Here is a 22,645-nt window from a genome sequence, read left to right as displayed (position 1 = left end):
GGTTAGGCTCGGTATAGGCTCTATATAATTCGTGCCTTGCGGTTACATTTTTTGGGGTTTATCAAAAAAAAAGGGACAGCTAACGCGTCCCTTTAGAAATTCTCACAATACTTGGTTCGAATCCAATTACGTTCCCTCGCAGCAAACCCATCCCAACGAAACCATCATAGGCCTGTCTAGGATTCCTTCTTTTTGGTTTATTACCTTCTTCGTAAGGATTTTCTAACAAGACCAAGGCTTCGCATTGTCGGACAAGGCCATGCCATTGGATGTAGGGAAATGCCAGAACCGCTTGAGCAACGGTGCCATCAGCCATTACGACGTCTTCGATTTGACTAGAAATCTGCCACTTTAAAGCTAATGCTAACTCCATTGGCGCCAGCAACTCGACATTTACACCGGTATCGATCATAAATGGCGTGGTTGATTCTGAACCCGCAATCGTTAAGATTGGGACGATTGGTTGGTTTAGATCACTGTAGTAACCTATTAGCTCTTCCGCCATAAGTTGGAACTCCTATCACTGCGTTCCAACTAGGAATACTGTTGTCGAATTTTCTCGACCATTGCTGATGAATTTCAAGTCGATCGTCCCCCATTAGGTATTCGCCTGTATTGACGTTTATTCTTATACACCTGCCCTGATTTTCATCTATCAGGTTGGCAGGAAGATTTTTATAGAACTGTTTCCCTCGGTTAGCAATTTCTAGAGCATGATTTTGAAGCTCTGTAATATTTGCAATGTTAATCTCGGCCATAGACTGTGCTTCCTTTTCAGAAACAACTGCGAACTGGCCTCCATCAAGAGAACCATTTCGAGTTCTCTCAACTGTTGATTGTTCATTTGATTGGATTGATTTTCCAGCAGATAGATTGGTACTATCAGATACAGAAAAGCCAAATCCTTTGAGTACTTTAGCACAAATTTGATCAAATATTGCAGACGACATCTGGCGGCGCTGTATTTCTAAATCTGCCGTGATAATACCTAATTCTTGCTGCCGAAGGTTCAATTCACGCCGTAGCTCTATTTCCAATTCCTGATCCCAAAAATTCCAATCAATAAATGGGAAAATAAAAAATGGTACGAGAAGAATAAGATATGTGAAATCATAAAATACTAACGCCAGACAAACGCACATTAACGCTGCAACCGTTTTTCCAGCTAGTATCTTTAGAACTGCACGAATAGCTCGTTTGTCATTCTCCGTTCTGCCATTCATTGGTTTGCGCACTGCTATTGCTGCAAGCCGAAAAACTGACCGGGTGGGAAGTTGGGTGAGTATTGAAGACGCTTTTCCGGCAAGTTTCATCTTGACAGATTCAGGCCAAAACAGTGCTGTTGAAATAATTGTCGACAATGTACTTTTTGCAGTTGTTAAAGGATAATCTTTGTCTAACAGAATCTTCCAACAGGTCAATCTGTCTCCCAAGGAAATCGGACAGATCGTTCGATAGAGTTTTTCTTAACTGACGAAGAAAATGCCACAAGTTTGTGTCGCTTATCGGGGCATCTGGTCTGGGGCGCTCATCTTGGCGATTGCGCTTTAGTTCACATCACTAAGGAGTAAATTTTTTACGGTCAGTATTGCTAAATTTTTCAGTTCGATGAACTTTCTGATTTCAGCAACCCCTTCGTGGGTGATCGAACTAATTCGATCTTCAATCCGAGATGGGTCACCATTGTGAACAGACTTTTTGTCTGCACGTTCCGTCTGAAATATGGCTTAAAACAAGACTGCTAGATTCAGCTGAGGGCTAATTTGGGAGGCAATTTCGTAAACCCTTGAGGGGAATCGAACTTTGAATATGGCTACAAGGTAACCTTTTTAAGGATTGACAATTTTTCATAAAATGATTTGATTCAATCAGTTCCTTGAAACGTAGTGGTCATAGCCAATAGCTCCCGAAGATCGGTAGTTATTGGCTATGACTGCTCACCGATAATGGTCGAGAGTTCGCTGGCGGTAACAAGTTCAATCTGAACCCGTTACATTCAATGAAAGGAACCCGTCATGACTCAGTCTGACAAGTTCGTTATGTCTCCTGGAGACGTCTATCATCTCGATAAAGCTTTTTTGAAGGCCGGCTATAAACCAGCTGACATCACTGCTCTTCGGAAGGGTACGATGGCGACAGCCGTTTTAGAAGTTTTGCGAGGTAAAGCAAAAATTGAAGCTACTGAGCATGTGATTGATTGTTCGAAAGTACCTAAAGTTCCAGAAGCCTACGAGTGGGAACCTGCCTTGAGTACCTTCGTGACCAATCGTGTCGTTTGGAACGCGTCCGATGTCTGTCTGAAAACTACAGGTCCGAATCAAAAAACCTTAGATCACGTTAGTGGTCATTTATCCAAACTCCCGGTTACATTTTTGCCCGTGAATGTTATGGAATATCTTTTAGATAACCAAGAGCTGATTCCAGCTGAGTGGAACGGTAAGTGTGTTTTCTTTTTTGATGTTGCTTATGTCAGTCACCAAGCTGAACACCGGAATCAAACTCTCTATCGTTGCATGTACCAGATCCTGCGCAAAGGATTCTGGACTGATGGTCGACGGTTTCTTTCGGACGAATGGGATCATGACAGAGATCGGGTTGCTTTGATTAAACTCTAGTCCCACTGTACTTAGTGCTCACCCTGCTGCTCACGCGGCAGGGTTTTTCTTTACGCAATTTTTAAGGCTCATGTCTTTTAAGAAGCATATCAAACTGTCCTGTACTTTTGGAAAAGTTCGATCTCTGCTCCGACAAGGGTCACCAGAGGGGGTGGAGGCGAGATTTCGCACCTCCAACAGCCAATTCTGTGGCTCTAAATATACGTTTTTTCCAATCACGACGCGGTTCGATGTGGTGATTTCGACGATTCTTTGTTTTTGTCCTCGATCTGCCATTTCGTGGCTCTTTTGCAGGCTTTTTGTCAGTTCGATGATACTCCGTAGGTGTGCGGCTTTAGCGGCGTAGTTTGCGGCTGAAGCTTGTTCTTGTTGCAACGTTTCTGTTTCCAGCAACAATCCTTGTTTGCGTTCATTGAACGTATCCTTGTCGATCATGCCATCAACCAACGCGTCAGTGAGACGATGCTGTCTGGCTGCAAGATTATCCTTTCGTAATTTCAAACCAGTATCTTCGTCACTGTGCTGGGCTTTTTCCACCCAGCGCTCAATCGCTGCGATCGCGTCTTTGGCATTAACCTCGGTCAGTTCTGCTTGAGCTAAACAGGCCTCGATGGCAGCGACGAGAACATCCTCGCGCACCGTCTTGGTGTCGCAGTCACGTACCGGGCAACGATAATAGACAAACTGCTTTTGCTTCTCGGGCACCATTGGTCCAGCACACAGTCCGCACCGAAACAGCCCTTGGTAGGTGTGATTGTGTTTGGTGACCTTCGGTCCCGCTTTACCGGATTTTATCTCCTGCACCCGCTCATAGAGGGCTGGGCTAATCAATCGTTCGTGGACACCGGGAAAAGATTTGCCAGTGCGCTTAATGCGGATCACGCCAACATAGAAAGGATTGTCGAGGAGGGTTTCAAGACCGTGCAGCGATAGTCTCCCACCAACGCGATTGGTGAGGCCCATTGCTTGCAGTTTCGGTAATAGGGTCTTCATTGAATATTGTCTGGTGGCATAGAATTCGAATGCCTGCCGCACGAGTGGCGCTCGTACTGGATCAGGTGTCTTGGCTTGCCCTCGACCAGTATCAACATAACCAATCGGTGCTCGAAACGGATACAGTCCCTGTTTCAAACGTCCGTTCATACCCTTTAAGGTTTCTTCGCGCAGGTTGCGGACATAATCAGCGGCGATCACGGCTTGTATCTCAGCAGTGAGGCGACCACCACGTGAACGGAAATCAAGACTGTCGACGGCGGTGTGAACATCGACCCCGGCATCAATCAATTCGCCAATCTTGGCGTACTCGGTCAGGTTTCTGGTCAGCCGATCCAGCTTATGAATTATCAAGGCATCAGCTCGACCTTGCCTGAGTTCCTTGACCATGCGGGTGAAGATCGGACGGCCACATTTGGCGGCAGTTTCCTTTTCTTCAAACCAATGGGTGATGCTGAGATTCTGACGACTCGCAAAATCAGTGATAGCTTCTCGTTGCGCCTCCAGACTGACACCTTCACCTTGGCGGAGTGTGGAGACGCGAATGTATGCATAACACCGCTTCATAGCTGATCTTGGTTAGTGGACTCCGAATCTATCACATTCTCGGGATTCGTCGAATCGACCGGCCACGGCCAAGTGCCTTCTCGCACCCGGCGTTCGTAGATTTCTCGACATATTTCTAAGTATGCAATCAGGCGTTCGTCCATCCCTTAATGGTATGTGACGGACAGCGCCTGTCTAGTCCGCCCAATATACCCCAAGTCGATATTTATCCCCGGCGTTGTGGTCTAATTTTATCGGGCTGTCTGAACGGACAAGCAAGCGCACTAGCGAAATGGAATATTCTGTATTCGAATAATAAGCGGTCTAGACAAGCCTGCTATTTTCCTGAGAGAATTCTATTCAGACAAACTCCAGCAACCGCGACCGTAACTGACCACCTGACGCGCTATGACTCGACCAGAAGGGCGTTAGTCCTTCTGGACTCAAGTGGCTTCTAGCGGGTCGGGTGTGGCCAGCGAATAGAGGTCGCGGTTGCTGACATACTCCGAACTTCAAATTTTTCTGTCTTGATAGATAGGGTAACCGGTTTGAAAATGGGGATAACTGCCGCCCGGCGGGCGGGCTTCAGAATATTCTTCTTTTTAACAAAAGCATATTCTGAAGTCGCGGAACGGATGCTAGCAATTTGGCTCGACTATGAGTGGGTATGTGTCGCTGTGTATGGGGATTGGTATTGCCGGTTTATGGGGATAGAGGAATCACACTTCGTATCCCCATCGGAGATCACGAATGTTTGCCACGTAGATTTTGAGGGATGCTCTATTCATTTGATATCAACTGGCTCCCAACCAAGCGATCTCGCTTTATTATATGAAAGCCTATTTATCTCATGCCAGTGTTCAAACAACACTTGCTCTCGCGGTGGCATTCTTGTGCCAGGCGGATATTTTCTTTCGAAGTCTCGTTCCAGTATCATTGCTGCCGCTGACGCTTGCTTGGCAAAAGTAAATCCATCTTTTGGATAATTTTCCAGAATAGCTTCCGAAACTCTGATAGCCTCACGGTACTGTCCGGTATCCATCAAATATTGAACAACCGTCGCCGCCATATGAGCTATGCTTTCACGCTTTGTGAGCGTCCGCAGATACAAGCCGCGCTCGATTGCCTGATCACTGATGGGAAGTTTTTGACGGTACCAAATGTCTCGCGCTGGATACCCGCCGCTAGTAGGCTCGATGTTGATACTACGACCGGTGGTGGAGTTGGTGTAGCGAATGAACATATGCAGTGGCGCGGTGGAAAGATGAACATTTAATCCAAGCCTTTCTGCCAAAATTAGATGCAAAACGGGCATGGAAACGCAATTACCACGCCGTGTTTGTAAATAGGTTGAAAGTAATTTGTTTTCGACCTTCAATCCGAACGGATCGTCATGATCGTATGAGAAAGGTATGTTGTCGTTCCATTTGCCAGCGTCATAGATGACTTGACGCACTGCTTTCAGCTTATCGATGTCACTTGGATTTGGTCCGGCTACTACCCACGCTTCGGCAGTCATAAGCTTGAGTTGGGACTCAATTTTCTCGACATCGACGGACGGATTTACAATTTTGTCATACCCATACTGAGCATTTTGATAGCTGAGTTTATCATCAGGCGTGGAGAGCACAACTCTTACTGCATCAGCTGGATTAACTGCTGCAATGACTGCAACTGGCACGAACGCGATCAAAACGCAGCAGAAGAAAGCGAACAGTATCAGTCGATGAGACATCAATTAAGTTTTTGAATTAGTGCTTCACAAGCTTTTTGAAAGTCGCTTAGATAGAATGCATCATATTCTTTTTTTTCTTCCAGTTTGTGTTTGAGCGCCTCTGGTTGCCAAAGTTTTTCGGTGTCGATTGATGGCAAATGATCGGTATCTGAATTGATTGCAATGAAAGGTAGGATGTATTTTCTTTCCACCGGATGTCCCTCAGTTTGCCAGCGATTGAAAATTGCCAATGACAAATCAACTGGACTTGCACATTCCTTTAGGCCTTCAAGCACCAAAGACTTGAGTGATAATTTAGCATGTTCCTTACTCATTGATTTTTTGGGACCTTTTGGAACTCGTTCACGATAGACTTCGGATCATAGACTTTGCCAGTTTTTACATTTTTCACAGCGTGGACAGAAACACTCAAACCATCTCCAACCTTTTGTGCATCGCTGGACACTTTTACATAGTCGCCCGATCTACCACCAAACTGCTTTGCATATGCCTCTCCGCCTTTGAAACCGACGCTAGAGCTCCCACCTGCAATAACTTCACCGCCACCTGAAGCTACCTGTTTTAATCCACTTTCAGAAGCTAGCTGTTTCTGTAAGCCTAACTTAGAGGCAGAGCTGGTAGCTGGACTAGCGGTTCTCGATGCTACCGCAGCAGCCCCCCCGTCTGGAGTGGGCCCATTTGCAATATCAACTGCGATGGCTACAACGGTCGCAAATATACCTGCTTCCGTGGCGGCTTCACTTCCAATTTCTGACAAAATTTGCTCTTCAGACTTACCTTGCGCGCGTTTGTCAGCGATCTGAGCTTGCAGTTGCATATCCTGCACAGTTTGTTTGCCGTCAGGATCTGTGTTCGTTACCGGGTTATTGTGGACATAAGCATATAGATTGTATTGGTCTTCATATCCAATCGGGTCGGTTTGAAGATAGCGAGCCTGCGCCGATCCAATGCAGGAAATAGCCATGACGAGCACGATAATATAATGTATAAATTTCAAAGCATTCTCCAATCAACGGACTGACAAAGATGCAACCATGCTTTTATTATTATGCAGTTGCTGCCATCAATTAGGCTGAATTGCAATCTCAAATACAAACGTTCGAATGTTCATGTCGGTCTGTGCGATGAAAGTTGGAAAAGATCAGCCTTAACAATCCAAACAGACTGTCATTCCTTTGGGTCAAGAATGTCTTCATCAGATCGCTAGTCGCTACGCTATCCCTCTATATGACGTTCAAACATCCTCACCGCGTTTCTCATCTCATCCAGATAACTATGCCGATTATATATCGCCGCCACGCCACTGATGGTTCCCGAAACATGATTGAGTAGCTTTTCAGTGACATGAATTGGCGTACCAAGCTGCGCCAACGTCGAACTGTATGTTCTGCGCAAGTCATGCAGCACATATGGCTCGACACCGTCCAAGGTTGCGTCAAATCCTCGCTTGTTCTTGCTCCAGCTATTGAAGTGATTGGCTCCCGGCTTGCGACCCGGAAACACAAAGTCGCTACCAACATGCTCCGGTAGATTATTCAAAATGTCCGCCACTTGCTCACCATAAGGCAGTACATGCAAACGACGATTCTTGGTGAAATCAGCCGGAAAAGAAATCAGACGCTTATCTTGATCAATCCATGACCACCGCAATCCACCGATCTCACCTCGGCGTTGTCCGGTGAGTATGAGTAGCTGGACAATGGGGCCGTAGGGCCAAGGATAGGCACTGGCCTTTTGAAATATCTCCGCCAGTTCTTCCGGTTGCAACACGCGTTCGCGGGATCGTTGTCTTGAGGGCGGTTGCATCGAGATGATGGGATTGCTGGATAGATACTCTTCGCGCACCGCCCAATTTAAAAATACCTTCATCGCCACAAAGGCATGACGTTGTTCTGACGGAGTATCTTTCAGTCGGTTCAATTTTGTCTGGATGTCGGCGCGAGTAATTTCATTCAATCGCTTTCGACCAAAGGCAAAGTGAGTGGTGAGCATACGACGATACTCGGACACGGTGCCAGGACGATTTTTGACGGAGCTGGCTTCTAGGTATAGCGCCAGCGCCTCCAGATACGGCGGAGACGGACGTTTATCGATTAAGCCTAGTGTGAGACCAGCTTGCAGTTCTTTCGCTTTATCTCGGGCTTGTTTGAGCGTGATGGCTGGATAGCGACCGATGGTGAAGCGGCGGCGCTCGACGCCGTGCACTACCACAAAGGTCTTGGTGCCACCTTGCGATACCCGCACCCCGAACCCTGTCTGACCAACGTCCCAATAGGTGGTTTGTCCCTTGGGCGGGCTGGGTAAAGCCCTGATGGAAATATCGGTGAGAGCGTGGCTAGGCATCTTAGGCTCTCTATAGGCTCTTTGATTATGTGGGTAGGGGTGAAAATCAGTGTTCACCTAAATTCAGTTTATCTATTTGAAATTTAATATATAAAAGTGCTGTATGAGATTGTCTGAAAAGCTATGTTTACTTGCTACAGCAAATTCCTAATCTGGGGGCCACAGGTTCGAATCCTGTCGGGCGCACCACCGCAGATTTTTATGGGGAAACCGCCATTCTCACGCAAGGCGGCCAAAGCTGCGCGCCGATTGGGCAGCATCGAACCCGCGAGTGCAATTTCTACTGCCATGCCGATCGCGGAAAGACTGTTCTTGGAAAACTATCGGTGGCAAGCGGACCTCGAGCGGTTGCTCGCCGCGATAGCTGGTTCGGACGCATTCTCGGAGATTCACTGGTTTCGCTCCGTTAAAGGCGAGACCGGAACGATTTCACAATCCTATTTCTCGGTATAATCGCCCAAACCCGTCCGCAGTAAAGTTGCACATATTTTCTGAATAGGCACCGGCCGCTGGAAACGGCTTACGATAGAGTTTGTCGAAAATGATATTCTCGGCCGCAAAGCTTCATTATCCGTCAATCACCACCCAACATTATTTCATCCACAGTCCCGGTCGTGACAGCATGATAGCCGCCCCGCGTCTGTTCATAAATGCGCTTCGCGATGGGTTTGCCCCAGCGCCCTTGCTCGACCAGCGTTTCAAATAAAGGCGAGACAAATTTGCGGCGTCCGACCGTTCCCAAAAACTTTTCCGCAAGCGGCACCGCGGGCTCGTAACGGTTTTGCAGCGCCAGTTTGAGCCAGGCGAACAGAATCTCGTTATTGCCTGATGCCGACAGGCCAAAGTCGCTATCCAGCCTGGCCAGTTCATCATCCGGCAACTCCTGTGGCAGCTTGCTCAGCAGGCGCAGGCGCTCGGCGCTGGTCCAGTTCTTCCATAGGCCGTTATCGACACGCCGACTAGCGGCATAGGCTTCTGCCGCCTTGTCTACCTCTGCAAAAGCGGCTGGATCGGGGCGCAGCGCGTTGGCAGGCAGTCCGGGCTGGTAGACCCACTCGTCCAGCAACAGTGCCGCTTCCAGCTCTTTGTCACCCTTCACGAGATTCTCCCGCATATCGGCGAGGAACATTGCCGATGTAGCTGGCTCGAATGCGTGCCGGTCAAACCAGCTGGTCAGCCAGATATCAAATTTTTCTCGTCCGGCGATCGCTTCGACGGTGTGCAGAAAGGCCGCCCCCTTGTCATATATGACACCGCTCGCTCCGCCTTCCGGGCTGGCGTCATCGCCGGTCAGATGGAGCGCCGTAATCGCTGCGTCCGAGCCTTTTTCCGCAATAGTTTCTTCCATCCCTGCAAAGTTCAGCGCGCGTTCCTGGCTCGCTCGCTTCTTACCGTATAATGATTCGATTATCCGGTTCTCGAAATAGCTGGTGGTGCCTTCGTTCAGCCAGCTGTCCGACCAGTTCGCGTTTGTGACCAGATTGCCCGACCAGCTATGCGCCAACTCGTGTGCGACCAGGCCGGTCAGGCTGCGGTCTCCGGCGATAAAAGTCGGTGTGAGGAACGTCATCACCGGATTTTCCATCCCGCCATAAGGGAAGCTGGGAGGTAATACGATCATATCGTACCGGCCCCAGCGATACTCCCCGTAAAGGGCTTCTGCTGCGTCGATCATCTTTTCGGTGTCGACCAGTTCTGCTGCAGCTTTTTCGAGCATCACCGACTCGGTCCACACGCCCGAGCGGGGACCGAGTTCTTGAAATATGATATCACCGGCCGCAATCGCGATCAGATAAGGAGCCACCGGTTTGTCCATGGAAAAACTGAAAGCACGGCGGCCTTTGCCTGCGCTCACCGGATCGCCGCCTGAAAGGCCGGACATTACCACGGCCAAAGGTTCCGGAGCCGTAATCGTGGCTTCCCATGTCTGGCGGATACCGGGGCTGTCTTGCGTAGGTATCCAGGTCCGGTTCAACGTCGGCTGGCCCTGGCTGAGCAAATAGGGATGCTTGCCGCCCGCAGTCTGTTCGGGTGAGAGCCATTGCAGCGCCTTGGCATCCGGACCAGACTTGTAAGCAATCACAATATGTCGCTTGTCTCCGATCGTCACCCGCAACGGCGCGCCCATACCGTCCTTTTCCGCTCCCAGTTCGAACGGCAGATCTTGGTTCTCGCCATCGGTGACCGAAGATATTTCCAGACCCATCGTATCGAGAATCAGCGTGTCCGCATCGTCGGCTGCCAGTATATCCAACTCGGCAGTGCCGCTGATATTTTCGTTTTCGAAATCGAGGGCCAAATCCAACGCCACATGTGTCACCCGCGCAACTTCAGGCTGGGCATAGCTATATGGGTCTTTTGCATCCGCGCTTGTGAGCAGCGGTGAGACCATCGGTGCTTCTTTGGTTGCCTGAGTATCGCCGGACATGGAACAAGCAGCAAGCGCAAAGGCACCAAGGACCGGGGACAGGATAGCGAACAGACGCATTAAAGTTCTCCGAAAATAGAATATTCTTTCACCATGACTATGATTTCGATGCAGTGGTTGCAAATGATTACGCAATCTGTGGGCGTATCATTTTATGTCGGAGCAGGCCCCCGGTCTGGCAGCATTCCGGGTTGATAGCATTGCAGAAGGACGGGGATGCGTCAGAATCAGGCACGGGTGGTTGGAAGAATCGAACCGGGCACTCAGCGGGTTCGGACGATTTTGAGCGTTGTTTACGCCATCAGGAGCTTTTTACGCTCATGTAGTGCGTGGTGAGCGGGCCAGGCCGTTCACCACATTGATCCCACGGGAGAGGAGGGTCAAAACTGTCCGCGGAGTGTCACTCCAAAGGTTCTTGGCTGCAAAAGGAAGAACGCTCCCAGAGAGACGGTGAAATTGAGCAGCAAGACGTTTGACATAGGACAGGCTTTAATAAATGACAGGGCAGAGCTCGTAGTTTACACAATCTTATATTTGTATAGTAGCTATACAAGGTGGCGTTATTATCAAGTAGGAAATGAAGCGATGGTGAGGAACGCATACCGATGAAGAAATCTGCGCAAACAATATCTTTGCAACGCGTTTCGGATGATGTGATCTTTGATGCTGTCCGTCGCAGCATAGATGCCCATGGCGCAACCAAATTCACCATGACCCACGTTGCCCAGTTCGCAAAACTGACAAGGGTTCAGTTATACAACCGGTTCGGATCTCGCGACGCCTTGATATTGGCCTTGCTGGTAGACCATGTGATTTCGTTCAAAAGAAATGTGACGCATGACATATTGGCAGCTGATGATCTGGTTCTCGGAATCCGTGAGGCGCTGATTGATGGCATCAATCTCGTTAAGGAAGATCCATATTTCACGATGCTGATCATGCCAGCGGTTACCGGGCAAACCCAGGTCGATGGCTCGTCTAAAGCGATTATGAAACTAGGGCGCGAACAATGGGTCCCGATTGCGAAACGTGCGATCGACGATGATATTTTCAAACCGGACCTGGTGCCGGAGGATATCGCGGACTGGCTTACCTTTAACGAGATTACCCTGCTTAACGCCGCGAAAACTTATGGTAAATCGCTTGATCAATGCAGGGTCTATATCGACAATTATATATTGCCGTCGCTGCTGTCCTCGAAGGCAATCGACAAATCTTGATTCATAGGCACACGGTAAAGCCCGTTGGCCCGGTGTCTCGCAGAACTGACAATCAACGTTAATACAACAAGGATATACGATGGAAATATTGGAATTGGCGAAACGCTTTATCGATTGTTTGGGCGAAGGCGATGTCGAGGGCGCACGGAACTGTTTTCACGAAGATGCGGAAATCTGGCATGATTTTGATGGCAAAACCCAGACGCGTGAAGAAAATCTGGCGACCTTGGTCTTCATGATGTCCAGAACGAAAAAGCGGGAATATGAAATCTTGCGGTTGGAGGAAATCCAGGGCGGTTATCTTCAGCGCCACACCCTGCACGTCACGTCACAATCGGACGAGACATATAGCGCCGAAGCGCTGGTCATCGTCACGGTGAAAGATGACAAGATTGCACGGATTGAAGAATTTCTGAATCCTGCTCCATTGCTGCCCGCTTTGCGCGCAGCCTAAGGCTGAAACCATCAGGAGGGGGCCATAATACTGGCCCCCTCAAAATTCCAAATCGATGGGTCGTATAACGGTTCAGGCCGTCTGGACTGATGGCGAAAGCTCATCAGCATTGGCCCAAACTGCATGGGTTCCGCTGCAAATCCGGTGCGGCAAAATGATCTGACAGACTGGACCCGCCTCGATATTCTTCGCATCCAGTAAAACGCATTCCGAGCGATCCAGATTCATATCCGTGATGAACGTAACCAGATAGCCGTCATCTTCAGACGTCGCATTCTTGCGCGCAATGAAGGGCGCTTCCGAACCATAGCGTCCTTCGCCAAATTCAAATTGCTGGGTTGCGCCAGTTTCCAGGTCATGTTTGATCATCCCGGTAAACAGAAAATAGCCGTCCTCGCCGGTGACGCTATAGACATAACGATGCTTTTGCCCTGCGTAGGCCTGATTGATTGTGCCGAACTCCACAATCTCTTCGTCATATAGCCGCTCTTCGATTGTCTGTCCGGTTGCGAGGTTGAAGCGCCAGCGGTGCAAGTGGGTTTTCAAAGAGTGCAGATCTAGATTGGACGCCATCGCCTGATATTCGTCTGCCACCGACTTGAGCGGCGCCGGACGCGGATCTTCCTGGAAATAGCCATCCATGACCAGCTCGTCACCTTCCTCGTAGGCGTTCATGAAATGGAGGACATAGGTCGATTCTGCTTCAAACCATTTAATGTCTTCGGGCTTGCCATAGCGCGGTATGACCGCAAATCGCGACGGCATATTTTTATCGAAAACCGGAATGTAGAAACCAGCATCCAGCGCCGCCTGTGGCCAGAACATCGGGAAATCATTGAGGATCGAATAATTGGGCGAAAAACACATGTCATGCGGCAGCCGCGGTCCAGGCAGCTCGACCGGAATATGATGCTTCAGCTTATTGTCCGGTCCGACCACACCATAATGCATATAGGGCGCATGGGTAGAATAGTTGAAAAACAGCAATTCGCCGGTGGCCGGATCGACCTTTGGATGGGCGGAAATACCATCCAGCGGAACCCAGCCATCAATGCCAAGCGTATCCAAGGTTTGCGGATCGAGGCGATAGCCTTCGCCGCATTGCCAGAATGTCGACAGGATATTGCCCGCGTGCACAACCACATCGGTCGAGCTGCTATCCTTGATATGGCTGTGCGCCCCCCAACCGTGCCGTTCTGATTTCTTCGGATTGCCCATGCAGCCGATCCACAGAGAGCGACCGGCTTCTTGTTCCGCTTCAAAGCCGCGCGTCCGGACGAATCGGTTTTTATACTCCGCCTTGCCCTCTGAAAAGCGTATCATGTGCAGCATGCCGTCGCCGTCAAAGGGGTGATAGCGACCGATCGCATCATGCACAGGATTTTCGGTATTGCGGACGTAAATACCGTCAATATCGTCAGGAATTTTACCGATCACCTGCATATCATCCGCATCATATTCATCAAAATTGGGTGTCCACGCACCGGTTAGATAGGGGTGATCATTGTCCGAGAGAGTGGCCGGTATTCTATTGATGAGATGAGGCATATGCGAGCTTCCTAATCAGTGCTAATTCTGACCTCGACTATACAAAAATAACAATTTGTCAAATGACGATTCCCAGTGCCGAGCAATGAGTTGGGAGCAATGAAAATCTGCCACTCTAACAGCTGAAAGCAATTGGACAGGTATCACGCAAACGCTCACGGAAACCCGAAGAATTCGCGGCCAAGGTGGCTGCAGATTGTGCCCTGCTACGCGGTGACTCCTATAACCGAAGTCAGCGAGAGAATCCGTCAAAATTTGCACTCGCAATTCAGATGAACCCAAATTTCCCAATAAGCTGAGTGCCCATCATGATTATGTCGGGCGCACTATTGTGCGGTTATTCATTTGTCGTGGATCTGGCCGGGTGCACGACAGAAGCTCGCCGCGCCTGCACCCGGTATCGAAGCCTGCTTGGCCAGCCTCCATATGTTGGACGGAAGAACGTCCGATGGCAGGGCCTTATGCGCGTTACTCAACCGGCTTGTAGCCGCTGACGCTCGGTATAGAGGCCGTAGGATGCGATGACTACATAACAGACCACTGGAACCAGCAGCGCCGCCGTCAAGCTGGTGATGTCCGCGACAAGGCCATAGCAGGCTGGCAATATCGCCCCGCCGACAATCGCGGTTGCCAATATTCCGGAAGCTTGCGCAGCCTTGTCCGATTTCATACCCTCGGTTGCGAGGCTGAATATGGTTGGAAACATAATCGAGTTGAACAACCCGACGAGTGTCAATGTCCAACCTGAAATTGATCCGCTGCTGAAGGCCGATATCGCGATCAGCCCGATGGCAACGGCGGCGAAGGTCATCAATACCTTGCCGGGTTTGAATATCCGCAGCAGAAAGGCGCCAACGAACCGGCCAACCAGCGCGCCGCCCCAATAATAGCCGAGCAGCGCGGCAGCCGATTCATGGGTGAGGTTCATCACCCGTTCCTGGCCGAGATAGGCGACCAAATTGCTGCCGATGGTGACTTCGGCACCGACATAGAGAAAGATGCACAACGCACCGAATTGTAGGCGTTTGTCATTGACGAACAGGCTCCACGTGCCTTCGACTTTCACCTTTTCGGCTTCTGTCTTGTCCATGACTTTGCGGAACAGGAAGAAGAAGGCAGCAATTGCGATCATTGCGATGGCTACCGCGATATAAATGTCGGTGATGACGCTGGCTTCTGAAACGCGAAAAGCTTCCAGTGCGGGTTCCGAAAGGGTGGTTGGATCAACGTCGGATTTCTCGCCCAATATATAGCGTGCGCCAAAGCTTACGATCAGGAATGCGCCGAGCGAATTGAACATCTGGGCAAAGGTCAGGCGGCTATGCGAGGTTTCCGGGGGGCCGAGTGTTGTCACCAGTGGGTTCATCGCCACCTGCAGCAAGGTAATCCCGCCGCCGATCATGAACAACGCTCCCAGAAAGTTGAGATATACGCCGCTGTTGGCCGCAGGAATGAAGAGCAGGGATGCCGCCGCGATGATCAGGAATCCAAGGATGAATCCTCGAATAAAACCAATTTTTCGCAATAACATACCGGAAGGAATGGAGAAAAGAGCGTAGCTCATGAAGAAGGCGAATTGCACCAGATTTGCTTCAAAATTGGAAAGCTGGAACATGGCTTTGAACTTCGCGACCAGCGCGTCGTTGATGTTGGTAACGCCAGCCAGGAGGAAGAAGACGGCGAACACTAATAATAGCACTAAAGTGGTCTTGCCGCCGGCGCTGATATAATTGCCAGATGCCTGTGTATCCGACGCATTAGGAATTGGTGTTGCCAATGTCTCTCTCCCGATTTTATTTTTTAAAAACATATCCTGACAAGGTTGTCATTGCAATCTTATTCGCCGCCTATTCTTCAAAAACATCTCGCCTTTGCTGAAAACGGCAGTCTCAGAGGCAGCGGATGCTGTTGGCGAGCGATGCGAACGAATCTCAAGTCTAGCCTGGTCCGAAGAGGTGATGTGGGGGTCGGGATCGGTTCCGCTGGTTAAATATACCGAAGGCATCGATATGCCCCGCGCCTGCATCGGCCTGAGTCGAACAGCCAACAATCATTGTACCTGTGGGGACTGCCAATATTATGTTATGACAAGCTTGTCTGCCATGGTCTAGCGGTTGACATGCGGCATAATAACTGGGCTATGGGCTACCGGATAAGTTGGAGGGAAATAAATGACGCAAACATCACGCCGATCGACGATGGTTGATGTTGCGCGCGAAGCCGGCGTTTCCCTGAAAACTGTCTCCCGGGTTCTGAACGAAGAAATTTACGTGCGTGAGGAAACCCGACTTGCAGTTCTCGAAGCTGCCGAGAAACTCAACTATAAGCTTAACCAGGCGGCGCGAACCTTGCGCGCCGGATCGGCACAGATTGTTGCGCTGCTGGTGAACAACCCCAGTCCCAGCTATCTCGAGAATGTTCATCTCGGCGCGCTCAAGCAATGTCACGATCTTTCGATGCAACTGGTGGTCGATGAATGTCCGGACGGCATCGAAGGTGTAAAACGGATATTGAAGAATCTGACTCCGGTCGGTCTGATAATCACGCCGCCGCTGTGCGACGATCCGGAAGTCATAGCTCTGCTGGAATCGCAGCATGTCAGCTATGTGCTGATTGCGCCGAATGACCCGCATGCGGTCCGGTTGTCGGTGAATATCGATGATGTCGCCGCGGCGCGGGAAATTACCGAATATCTTTTGAACCTTGGCCATCGCCGGATCGGCTATATCCGCGGTCACCCCGATCACGGGGCTTCCGGCAAACGCTATCAGGGATATTGCGAGGCTTTGGCCAAGTTCGGTCTCGAACCGGATGAGGATTTAATCCGTCAGGGCTTCTTCGATTATTCGACCGGATTGCAGTGTGCAGAGTCGCTGCTCGATATGGAAAAGCCGCCAACCGCTATTTTTGCCAGCAATGATGATATGGCTGCTGCCACGATTGCGGCAGCCTATCGCAGGCATATCGATGTGCCGGGGCAATTGTCTATCGTCGGCTTTGATGACACTTCAATCGCGGCGATCATCAGCCCGCAACTCACCACCGTGCGTCAGCCGATATCCGAACTCGCTGCTCGCGCTGTCAGCCTGTTGTCTGACAATAGTTCGCGTCGGTTGAGCGGAGACAAATCTGAAGATATCGTGTTCCTTGACCATTCGGTGATCGAACGGGATTCTGCCGCGGCGCCGCCAGCGCAATAGCTCTATCTCCGACATTCTCGTCAGTGAAGCTCTATCGAAACCCTGCGAGTATTGCTGGAAACCAGACATCACCACACCCTCAGGCTGGGAGCTTCAACTAGGCAAATCCGATACCGCGGATTTTGAGTGGGATGCGCAGCAATTTGTCGCTTGCTGTCATGTAGAGTGTTCGCCCATCGTTTCCAAAGGTACAATTGGCGCAGGCCTTTCCCGTATTGATCCGTCCGAGAAGCCGCCCGCTTGGCGAAAGGATCAGCACACCACCAGGCCCGGTCGCGAAAACATGACCGGTCACCGCCACGCACATCCCGTCCGGCAATCCTGGTGCTTCATCGCCAGCCAGGCTTTGCGCATCGAAGAATACCCCTTTGTCGATGATGCTTCCATCTCTTCCAATCACATAAGATTTCAAAATCTGACGGGCCGGATCAGACTGAGCGACATATAATATGCTCTGGTCTGGCGACAGGGCAATCCCGTTGGGTCGCGTCAGGCTCGCGTCGATCAGACTGATCGACCCGTCCTTGGCCAGTCGATAGACGCCGTTTTGAGACTGCTGCTTTAGCACCGACTGGTCGCCATCCTTGAGGCCGTAAGGGGGGTCGGTGAAATAGATATTGCCGTGACGATCTTCGACCACATCATTCGGGCTGTTCAGCGGCTTGCCCTGATACTGGTCGGCCAGAACCGTCTCGACCTTGCTGTCGATATCGATGGACGTAACCGCGCGCTTGCCGTGGCTGGCCGCGATCAGCTGTCCGTCCTTGCCGATCCACATACCGTTGATCCCGGCGCTGTCAAACGGGGCAGGGTCCTCGCCATCCGGCAATCCCGAGGGCTTGAGGAAAATTTCCAAATCCGCTTCTTCGCTCCACATGAAGACAGTATTTTGCGGCACGTCGGAAAAGTATAGCCGATTACGCATTTGATCCCATACCGGACCCTCGGACCAGGAGAACCCGGTGGCGAGCGTTTCCAATTGGCCTGCAGGATCAATAATCGCGGCAAGTTCGGGAGAGAAAGATTCTACCGTTGGAGATGCCGTCGATTTGCTGTCTGCTGCACCATCACGGGGCACGCAGCTAGCGATTGTGACTGCGGCGATGCCGCCGACAAATTCCCGTCTCCGTAATCTCATTTGACCGCTACCTTGGTTGCAATTGCCGACGCCGGAACCTTGCTTTCGACAGTCTCGGTCAATTCGAACTCGCTGGTTAGCACGATGTTTTCGGCGGAGCTTCCCACCATGGCATCGAACGCTCCCGCCTCGCTGCGCCATTTCCCGTCGGGCGCGTAGAAAGCGAGCTGGTCGCTGGTCAGGGTGAAGCTGACTGTCCTTTTCTCCTTTGGTTTCAAGCTGAGACGCTTGAACCCGCGGAGCATTTTCTGTGGCTGGGCGATGCTGGCGACGCGATCGCGCAGATAAAGCTGAACCGTCTCGTCGCCGGCGATTTTGCCGTTGTTGATGAGAGTGACGGAGATAGTGAGTGGTGTGGAGCTATCCACTGTTTGTGCGCTCAGCACAAGATTACTGATCTTGATATCCCCGTAGCTCAGGCCATGGCCGAAGGGGTAGAGCGGCGTGATCGGCAGATCGCTATAGCGGTTGGTGTCCTTGGTCGGGTCGGGATCGGCCGGACGGCCGGAAGGATATTCGCTGTAGGAATAGGGTACTTGTCCGGTAGTGTGGGGGAAACTGATCGGCAGCTTGCCACCCGGAGCGGACTTGCCGAAAAGCACATCGGCCAGTGCCGAACCGGCTTCGTTGCCCAAAAACCACGTCATCAAGATTGCGTCGGCTTTCTCAGCGATATTGGATATTGCCAGAGGGCGACCACCGGTCAGTGCGACGATCACCGGCCTATCAACCGCCAATATCGCATCTGTCAATATTTGCTGCTCTTGCGGAAGTGAAACATCCGACCGGCTGCGTGCTTCGCCGCTCAGGTCATAATCTTCACCGGTTACCAGGACGATGATGTCGCTGTTTCTCGCAAGCTCTACTGCCTCTTGCAACGCATTGGGATTGTCCGGGTCAATGCCAGCGGCATAGTCGACGACTGCGCCTTTACCTGCCCCTGACTTGATTCCGTCCAGCAAGGAGACAACTTCGGCTTTATCACCTCGAGCACGCCACGAACCCAACTGGCTTTGCGTGTCGGTCGCGAGAGATCCGATAACTGAAATCCGCTTCGCTTTGCCGCCAAGCGGCAGAATGGCATTGTCGTTTTTGAGCATTACGATCGAGCGGACCGCCACCTGACGGGCGGCATCGAGATGGTCTTGCGCGCGCAAGGTGACCGCTTCTTTCGCTGCATCATGATAGATGAAAGGATTGTCGAACAGTCCCAGCTTCTGTTTGGCTTTCAGCACATTGCGAACTGCATTGTCGAGATGCGTCAACAGGGCAGGATCCCTGGTCACAGCTGCGGACAGATCGTCAGCATAAACCAGACTCATCATGTCCATATCGATGCCCGCTGAAATCGCTAGCGCGCCGGCATCGCTGCGGGTTCTTGCAATGCCGTGGTTCATCAGCTCCGCGATCGCGTTCCAGTCGCTGACGATCATGCCGTCAAAGCCCCATGTGCCTCGGAGAGTGCCGTTGATCAAATCTGCGTTGGCGGTGGTCGGCCGACCGGCAATATCGTTAAACGCCGTCATATAGCCGCCGGTTCCGGCCGCCATTGCTGCATAAAATGGCGGTAGATATGTCTCGTGAAGGCTGCGTTGGGAAATGTCTGCTGAGCCATAATCACGGCCGCCAATCGGCGCGCCATATGCGCCGAAATGCTTGGTTGTCGCCATGACGGTATCACCCGCAGCCAGGTCCTGGCCTTGGTAGCCGTGGACTTGTGCTGCAGCCATGATGCTGCCGAGATAGGGATCTTCACCCGATCCTTCGACAACCCGCCCCCACCGCGGATCGCGGGTGATATCCACCATGGGGGCGAAGGTCCAGTGAAGGCCGCTTGATGCAGCCTCACGGGCGGAAATCCGAGCAGTGGTTTCCCATTGTTCCGGCTCCCAACTGGCAGCGATTGCCAGTGGAACCGGGAATATCGTCCGGTAACCGTGGACCACATCCATCGCGAAAAGCAGCGGGATTCTCAGCCGGCTTTCTTCTACCGCGATGCGCTGCAATTCCCGCAAAGGCTCCGCTCCGGCAACGTGCAGATAGGAGCCAACGCCGCCGGCCCGGACTCGGTCATATTCTTCCGGGGTAAGTTTGGAATTGAGGTTTTTGGAACGGCCGCCCGCGGCCTGATTCAGCTGTCCGACTTTTTCTGCCAAGGTCATTTGGAGAAGCAATGATTCAACAAGGTCGCCTTGCTCTGCCGACAGCGAAGTCTGCTCTTCAGCCCTCGTATCACCAACTGAAACCATCAGGCCACCGAACAACAGACTCCCGAGGGCAAGCATGGCTTTGATCATTGTTCTCTCTCCGTTGGCCTATCATCGGTCATTTATGACAACCTTGTCAATAGTTGTTGTATATGATGACGATTACCGTTTATGCGACCTGCCATGGCGAGGCATTCGACAACTGAGGACGCTCGGATCGCTGACGAGGGAATGATCATCGTGATCATGGGGGTTGCCGCGTCAGGGAAATCCCTCATCGCCGAAACACTGGCGAGGCAAACGGGTTGGGCGATGGTCGAGAGCGATATCTATCATCCTCAGGCCAACCGGAAGAAAATGGAGCGTGGAACGCCATTGACCAACGCCGATCGCATGCCGTGGATTGATGCATTGGGGAAGGCGATAGTTTCGGGCGATCACGGTCCGGTTATCGTAGCTTGCTCGGCGTTGAACCACGAGGTCAGGTCGCGTCTGGAAACTGCTGTGAACGGGCCGTGCCAATGGGTGTTACTCGAAGTGCCGGTAGAAATCCTGGCCGAAAGAATCGCGGCGAGAAAAGACCATTTCATGCCAGCCTCACTTTTGTCGTCACAACTGGCAGCGCTGGAGTTGCCGGACAATCCGATATGCGTCGACGGTACGCGAACGCCGCAGGAAATCTGCCGCGCGATATTGCAGGCGCTAAACGAACGGCGAGAGCAATAAGGCGACGAGAAAGCCGGTGACACCGGTCAGGCTGGAGCTGATCGTCCAGCATAGCAAAGTTTCCGATGTTGTCAGCCCGAAATAGCGGTTTATCAGCCAGAATCCGCTATCATTGACATGGCTGAAGGCGGTAGCTCCACCAGCAATCGCCACCGCTACAAGCGCCAGTTGCGGTTGCGACAGATCGGCGGCCAACGCAATCGGGTAGGTCAAGCTCGCGGCGGTAATCATCGCGGCGGTCGCCGATCCTTGTGCAATCCGCAGCAGCAGCGCAATCAGAAATCCGCATAGGATCGGTGTAATGCCAAATGAAAGCGTGGCATCGGCCAGAGCTTGGCCCGCCCCGGTGTCAACGAGCACCTGTTTGAAAGCACCCCCTGCGCCGGTCACCAACAAAACCACGCCGACCGGCTCGAGTGACTTCTCGATTGCCTGCCTCAGCGCAGTGCGCTTTTCCGGATTGGCTGGTCGCATAGCCAGAAAGGCAGCCCCGCAAGAGATTAGGAGCGCGATGACAGGTTCGCCGAGTGCTACGATAATAGTTCGGGACAAACCCTCTGGCACGCCAATAACATCGACCAGCGCGCCACAGATTATCAGCGTCAATGGCAGCAGGACAAGCGCTAGCGCGGTTTTGCCGAGACCGCTGTCAAACTCCGTTGATGGTTCATCGCTCTGCATCAAATCCAGAGCGTTGCCCTCGGGAAGCCATCCGCTCTTGAGCGCGAAGCGTACATAAACCGGGCCGCCGATAATCGCCGCCGGCACGCAGGCGATGACGCCGAACAGCATCACCCAGCCGAGATCGACTCCTAGTTGCTCTGCTACTGCGACAGGGCCGGGGGTCGGAGGAATGAATGCATGCGCGCCAGCCAGGCCAGCGAGAAGCGGGAGGCCGAACGCCAATGGAGGCAGCCCAAATCTCCGCGAGAATGCGAGGACCAAGGGGAATAAAATGATGAAAGCTACATCGAAGAAAACCGGGATTGCGACGATCACGCCGACAAGACCCAGCATCCAGCGGGTGAGTCGAGGACCGCTGCTGCGGGTAACAAAATGGGCGAGGGCGGTGATACCGCCGCCATGTTCGACCAATATGCCGAACATCGCGCCGAGACCTATCACTGCTGCGATCGCACCAAGCGTGCCGCCCATTCCCTTCGCCACTGCCGCGATAGCCTCCGGGGGTGCGAGACCTGCGCCAAGGGCCGCAGCAATCCCGGCAATCAGCAGCGCTGGAAACGGATGCATCCTTCCGCGCATGATCAGGGCAAGCAGCGCGATGATGCTGAACAGCATTGCGATCAACGGTCGGTTTTGCGTAATCCACTCCATATAGTTTCCCCGCCCACTCCGTTTGATTATCAATTTATGACAACGTTGTTATACACGCTGATAACTTGCATCTGGTGTGATGGCAATATGTCGGCGGTCGCGCTGATTTTGAGTGTTGGTTTGTGGTGAAGGAAGTGACAGGGGCCTCGCCGCAGAC

19 protein-coding genes are annotated in these 22,645 nt (G+C 51.7%); 6 read left to right on the top strand and 13 right to left on the bottom strand.

Annotated features, from left to right (window positions below; genetic code table 11):
* Nucleotides 1-79 precede the first annotated feature (79 nt).
* Nucleotides 80-505 (bottom strand): hypothetical protein, encoded by a 426-nt coding sequence (locus V7680_RS00495; RefSeq protein ID WP_335651321.1) that lies wholly within the window; start codon nt 503-505, stop codon nt 80-82.
* A complete protein-coding gene (locus V7680_RS00490; protein ID WP_335651320.1) occupies nt 474-1,421 on the bottom strand; it encodes a hypothetical protein in 948 nt (315 codons plus the stop codon). Before V7680_RS00490 ends, V7680_RS00495 begins: the two co-directional genes overlap by 32 nt.
* 594 nt (nt 1,422-2,015) lie before the next feature.
* Here V7680_RS00490 and V7680_RS00485 point away from each other — a divergent pair.
* A complete protein-coding gene (locus V7680_RS00485) occupies nt 2,016-2,615 on the top strand; it encodes a hypothetical protein (RefSeq protein WP_335651319.1) in 600 nt (199 codons plus the stop codon).
* Between the two features lie 30 nt (nt 2,616-2,645).
* Here the strand turns inward: V7680_RS00485 and V7680_RS00480 are convergent, their stop codons facing one another.
* The 5 genes from V7680_RS00480 to V7680_RS00460 form a co-directional block, all read right to left on the bottom strand.
* Nucleotides 2,646-4,175: a recombinase family protein gene (locus tag V7680_RS00480; RefSeq protein WP_335651318.1), complete on the bottom strand. Its 1,530-nt coding sequence runs from the start codon at nt 4,173-4,175 to the stop codon at nt 2,646-2,648.
* 763 nt (nt 4,176-4,938) lie between these two features.
* On the bottom strand, nt 4,939-5,835 hold the full coding sequence (locus V7680_RS00475) for a transglutaminase family protein (protein WP_335651317.1): 897 nt from the start codon (nt 5,833-5,835) through the stop codon (nt 4,939-4,941).
* Nucleotides 5,836-5,888: 53 nt separating this feature from the next.
* Nucleotides 5,889-6,203 (bottom strand): hypothetical protein, encoded by a 315-nt coding sequence (locus V7680_RS00470; protein ID WP_335651316.1) that lies wholly within the window; start codon nt 6,201-6,203, stop codon nt 5,889-5,891.
* Nucleotides 6,200-6,886 (bottom strand): RHS repeat-associated core domain-containing protein, encoded by a 687-nt coding sequence (locus tag V7680_RS00465; protein WP_335651315.1) that lies wholly within the window; start codon nt 6,884-6,886, stop codon nt 6,200-6,202. The genes V7680_RS00470 and V7680_RS00465 overlap by 4 nt, the downstream gene beginning before the upstream one ends.
* 218 nt (nt 6,887-7,104) lie before the next feature.
* Nucleotides 7,105-8,232: a tyrosine-type recombinase/integrase gene (locus tag V7680_RS00460; RefSeq protein ID WP_335651314.1), complete on the bottom strand. Its 1,128-nt coding sequence runs from the start codon at nt 8,230-8,232 to the stop codon at nt 7,105-7,107.
* Between the two features lie 201 nt (nt 8,233-8,433).
* On the opposite strand from V7680_RS00460, the gene V7680_RS00455 reads away from it, so the two are divergent.
* Nucleotides 8,434-8,685 (top strand): hypothetical protein, encoded by a 252-nt coding sequence (locus V7680_RS00455; RefSeq protein ID WP_335651313.1) that lies wholly within the window; start codon nt 8,434-8,436, stop codon nt 8,683-8,685.
* Between the two features lie 121 nt (nt 8,686-8,806).
* Here the strand turns inward: V7680_RS00455 and V7680_RS00450 are convergent, their stop codons facing one another.
* Entirely contained in the window at nt 8,807-10,720 is a 1,914-nt protein-coding gene (locus V7680_RS00450) for a M1 family metallopeptidase (protein WP_335651312.1), read from the bottom strand.
* Nucleotides 10,721-11,265: 545 nt separating this feature from the next.
* Here V7680_RS00450 and V7680_RS00445 point away from each other — a divergent pair.
* Complete coding sequence (locus tag V7680_RS00445) at nt 11,266-11,880, top strand: TetR/AcrR family transcriptional regulator (protein WP_335651311.1); 615 nt, start codon at nt 11,266-11,268, stop codon at nt 11,878-11,880.
* Nucleotides 11,881-11,959: 79 nt separating this feature from the next.
* On the top strand, nt 11,960-12,334 hold the full coding sequence (locus tag V7680_RS00440) for a nuclear transport factor 2 family protein (RefSeq protein WP_335651310.1): 375 nt from the start codon (nt 11,960-11,962) through the stop codon (nt 12,332-12,334).
* 72 nt (nt 12,335-12,406) lie between these two features.
* Here V7680_RS00440 and V7680_RS00435 read toward each other — a convergent pair whose 3' ends face one another.
* Complete coding sequence (locus V7680_RS00435; protein ID WP_335651309.1) at nt 12,407-13,882, bottom strand: carotenoid oxygenase family protein; 1,476 nt, start codon at nt 13,880-13,882, stop codon at nt 12,407-12,409.
* A gap of 472 nt (nt 13,883-14,354) precedes the next feature.
* Nucleotides 14,355-15,659: a sugar MFS transporter gene (locus tag V7680_RS00430; RefSeq protein ID WP_335651308.1), complete on the bottom strand. Its 1,305-nt coding sequence runs from the start codon at nt 15,657-15,659 to the stop codon at nt 14,355-14,357.
* A 394-nt stretch (nt 15,660-16,053) separates the two neighbouring features.
* On the opposite strand from V7680_RS00430, the gene V7680_RS00425 reads away from it, so the two are divergent.
* A complete protein-coding gene (locus V7680_RS00425; RefSeq protein ID WP_335651307.1) occupies nt 16,054-17,082 on the top strand; it encodes a LacI family DNA-binding transcriptional regulator in 1,029 nt (342 codons plus the stop codon).
* A 97-nt stretch (nt 17,083-17,179) separates the two neighbouring features.
* Here V7680_RS00425 and V7680_RS00420 read toward each other — a convergent pair whose 3' ends face one another.
* Both V7680_RS00420 and V7680_RS00415 read right to left on the bottom strand, forming a co-directional pair.
* Nucleotides 17,180-18,220 (bottom strand): SMP-30/gluconolactonase/LRE family protein, encoded by a 1,041-nt coding sequence (locus tag V7680_RS00420; RefSeq protein WP_335651306.1) that lies wholly within the window; start codon nt 18,218-18,220, stop codon nt 17,180-17,182.
* Entirely contained in the window at nt 18,217-20,517 is a 2,301-nt protein-coding gene (locus V7680_RS00415; RefSeq protein WP_335651305.1) for a glycoside hydrolase family 3 N-terminal domain-containing protein, read from the bottom strand. The genes V7680_RS00420 and V7680_RS00415 overlap by 4 nt, the downstream gene beginning before the upstream one ends.
* Before the next feature lie 93 nt (nt 20,518-20,610).
* Between V7680_RS00415 and V7680_RS00410 the strand changes: the two genes are divergently transcribed.
* Entirely contained in the window at nt 20,611-21,153 is a 543-nt protein-coding gene (locus tag V7680_RS00410; protein ID WP_335651304.1) for a gluconokinase, read from the top strand.
* On the opposite strand, the gene V7680_RS00405 is transcribed toward V7680_RS00410, so the two are convergent.
* A complete protein-coding gene (locus V7680_RS00405; protein ID WP_335651303.1) occupies nt 21,130-22,488 on the bottom strand; it encodes a GntP family permease in 1,359 nt (452 codons plus the stop codon). The two genes, V7680_RS00410 and V7680_RS00405, sit on opposite strands and share 24 nt — an antisense overlap.
* Nucleotides 22,489-22,645 lie beyond the last annotated feature (157 nt).

The organism is Parasphingorhabdus sp. (assembly GCF_036963705.1).
GTDB lineage: Bacteria > Pseudomonadota > Alphaproteobacteria > Sphingomonadales > Sphingomonadaceae > Parasphingorhabdus.
This window is presented reverse-complemented; position numbering and strand designations above follow the sequence as displayed.

Bases quoted from the DNA above. Each gene is read 5' to 3' on its own strand.
- V7680_RS00425 (WP_335651307.1), top strand. From the start codon at position 16,054: ATGACGCAAACATCACGCCGATCGACGATGGTTGATGTTGCGCGCGAA.
- V7680_RS00415 (WP_335651305.1), bottom strand. From the start codon at position 20,517: ATGATCAAAGCCATGCTTGCCCTCGGGAGTCTGTTGTTCGGTGGCCTG.
- V7680_RS00435 (WP_335651309.1), bottom strand. From the start codon at position 13,882: ATGCCTCATCTCATCAATAGAATACCGGCCACTCTCTCGGACAATGAT.
- V7680_RS00405 (WP_335651303.1), bottom strand. From the start codon at position 22,488: ATGGAGTGGATTACGCAAAACCGACCGTTGATCGCAATGCTGTTCAGC.
- V7680_RS00445 (WP_335651311.1), top strand. From the start codon at position 11,266: ATGAAGAAATCTGCGCAAACAATATCTTTGCAACGCGTTTCGGATGAT.
- V7680_RS00455 (WP_335651313.1), top strand. From the start codon at position 8,434: ATGGGGAAACCGCCATTCTCACGCAAGGCGGCCAAAGCTGCGCGCCGA.
- V7680_RS00450 (WP_335651312.1), bottom strand. From the start codon at position 10,720: ATGCGTCTGTTCGCTATCCTGTCCCCGGTCCTTGGTGCCTTTGCGCTT.
- V7680_RS00480 (WP_335651318.1), bottom strand. From the start codon at position 4,175: ATGAAGCGGTGTTATGCATACATTCGCGTCTCCACACTCCGCCAAGGT.
- V7680_RS00410 (WP_335651304.1), top strand. From the start codon at position 20,611: ATGGCGAGGCATTCGACAACTGAGGACGCTCGGATCGCTGACGAGGGA.
- V7680_RS00460 (WP_335651314.1), bottom strand. From the start codon at position 8,232: ATGCCTAGCCACGCTCTCACCGATATTTCCATCAGGGCTTTACCCAGC.
- V7680_RS00440 (WP_335651310.1), top strand. From the start codon at position 11,960: ATGGAAATATTGGAATTGGCGAAACGCTTTATCGATTGTTTGGGCGAA.
- V7680_RS00485 (WP_335651319.1), top strand. From the start codon at position 2,016: ATGACTCAGTCTGACAAGTTCGTTATGTCTCCTGGAGACGTCTATCAT.
- V7680_RS00470 (WP_335651316.1), bottom strand. From the start codon at position 6,203: ATGAGTAAGGAACATGCTAAATTATCACTCAAGTCTTTGGTGCTTGAA.
- V7680_RS00420 (WP_335651306.1), bottom strand. From the start codon at position 18,220: ATGAGATTACGGAGACGGGAATTTGTCGGCGGCATCGCCGCAGTCACA.
- V7680_RS00495 (WP_335651321.1), bottom strand. From the start codon at position 505: ATGGCGGAAGAGCTAATAGGTTACTACAGTGATCTAAACCAACCAATC.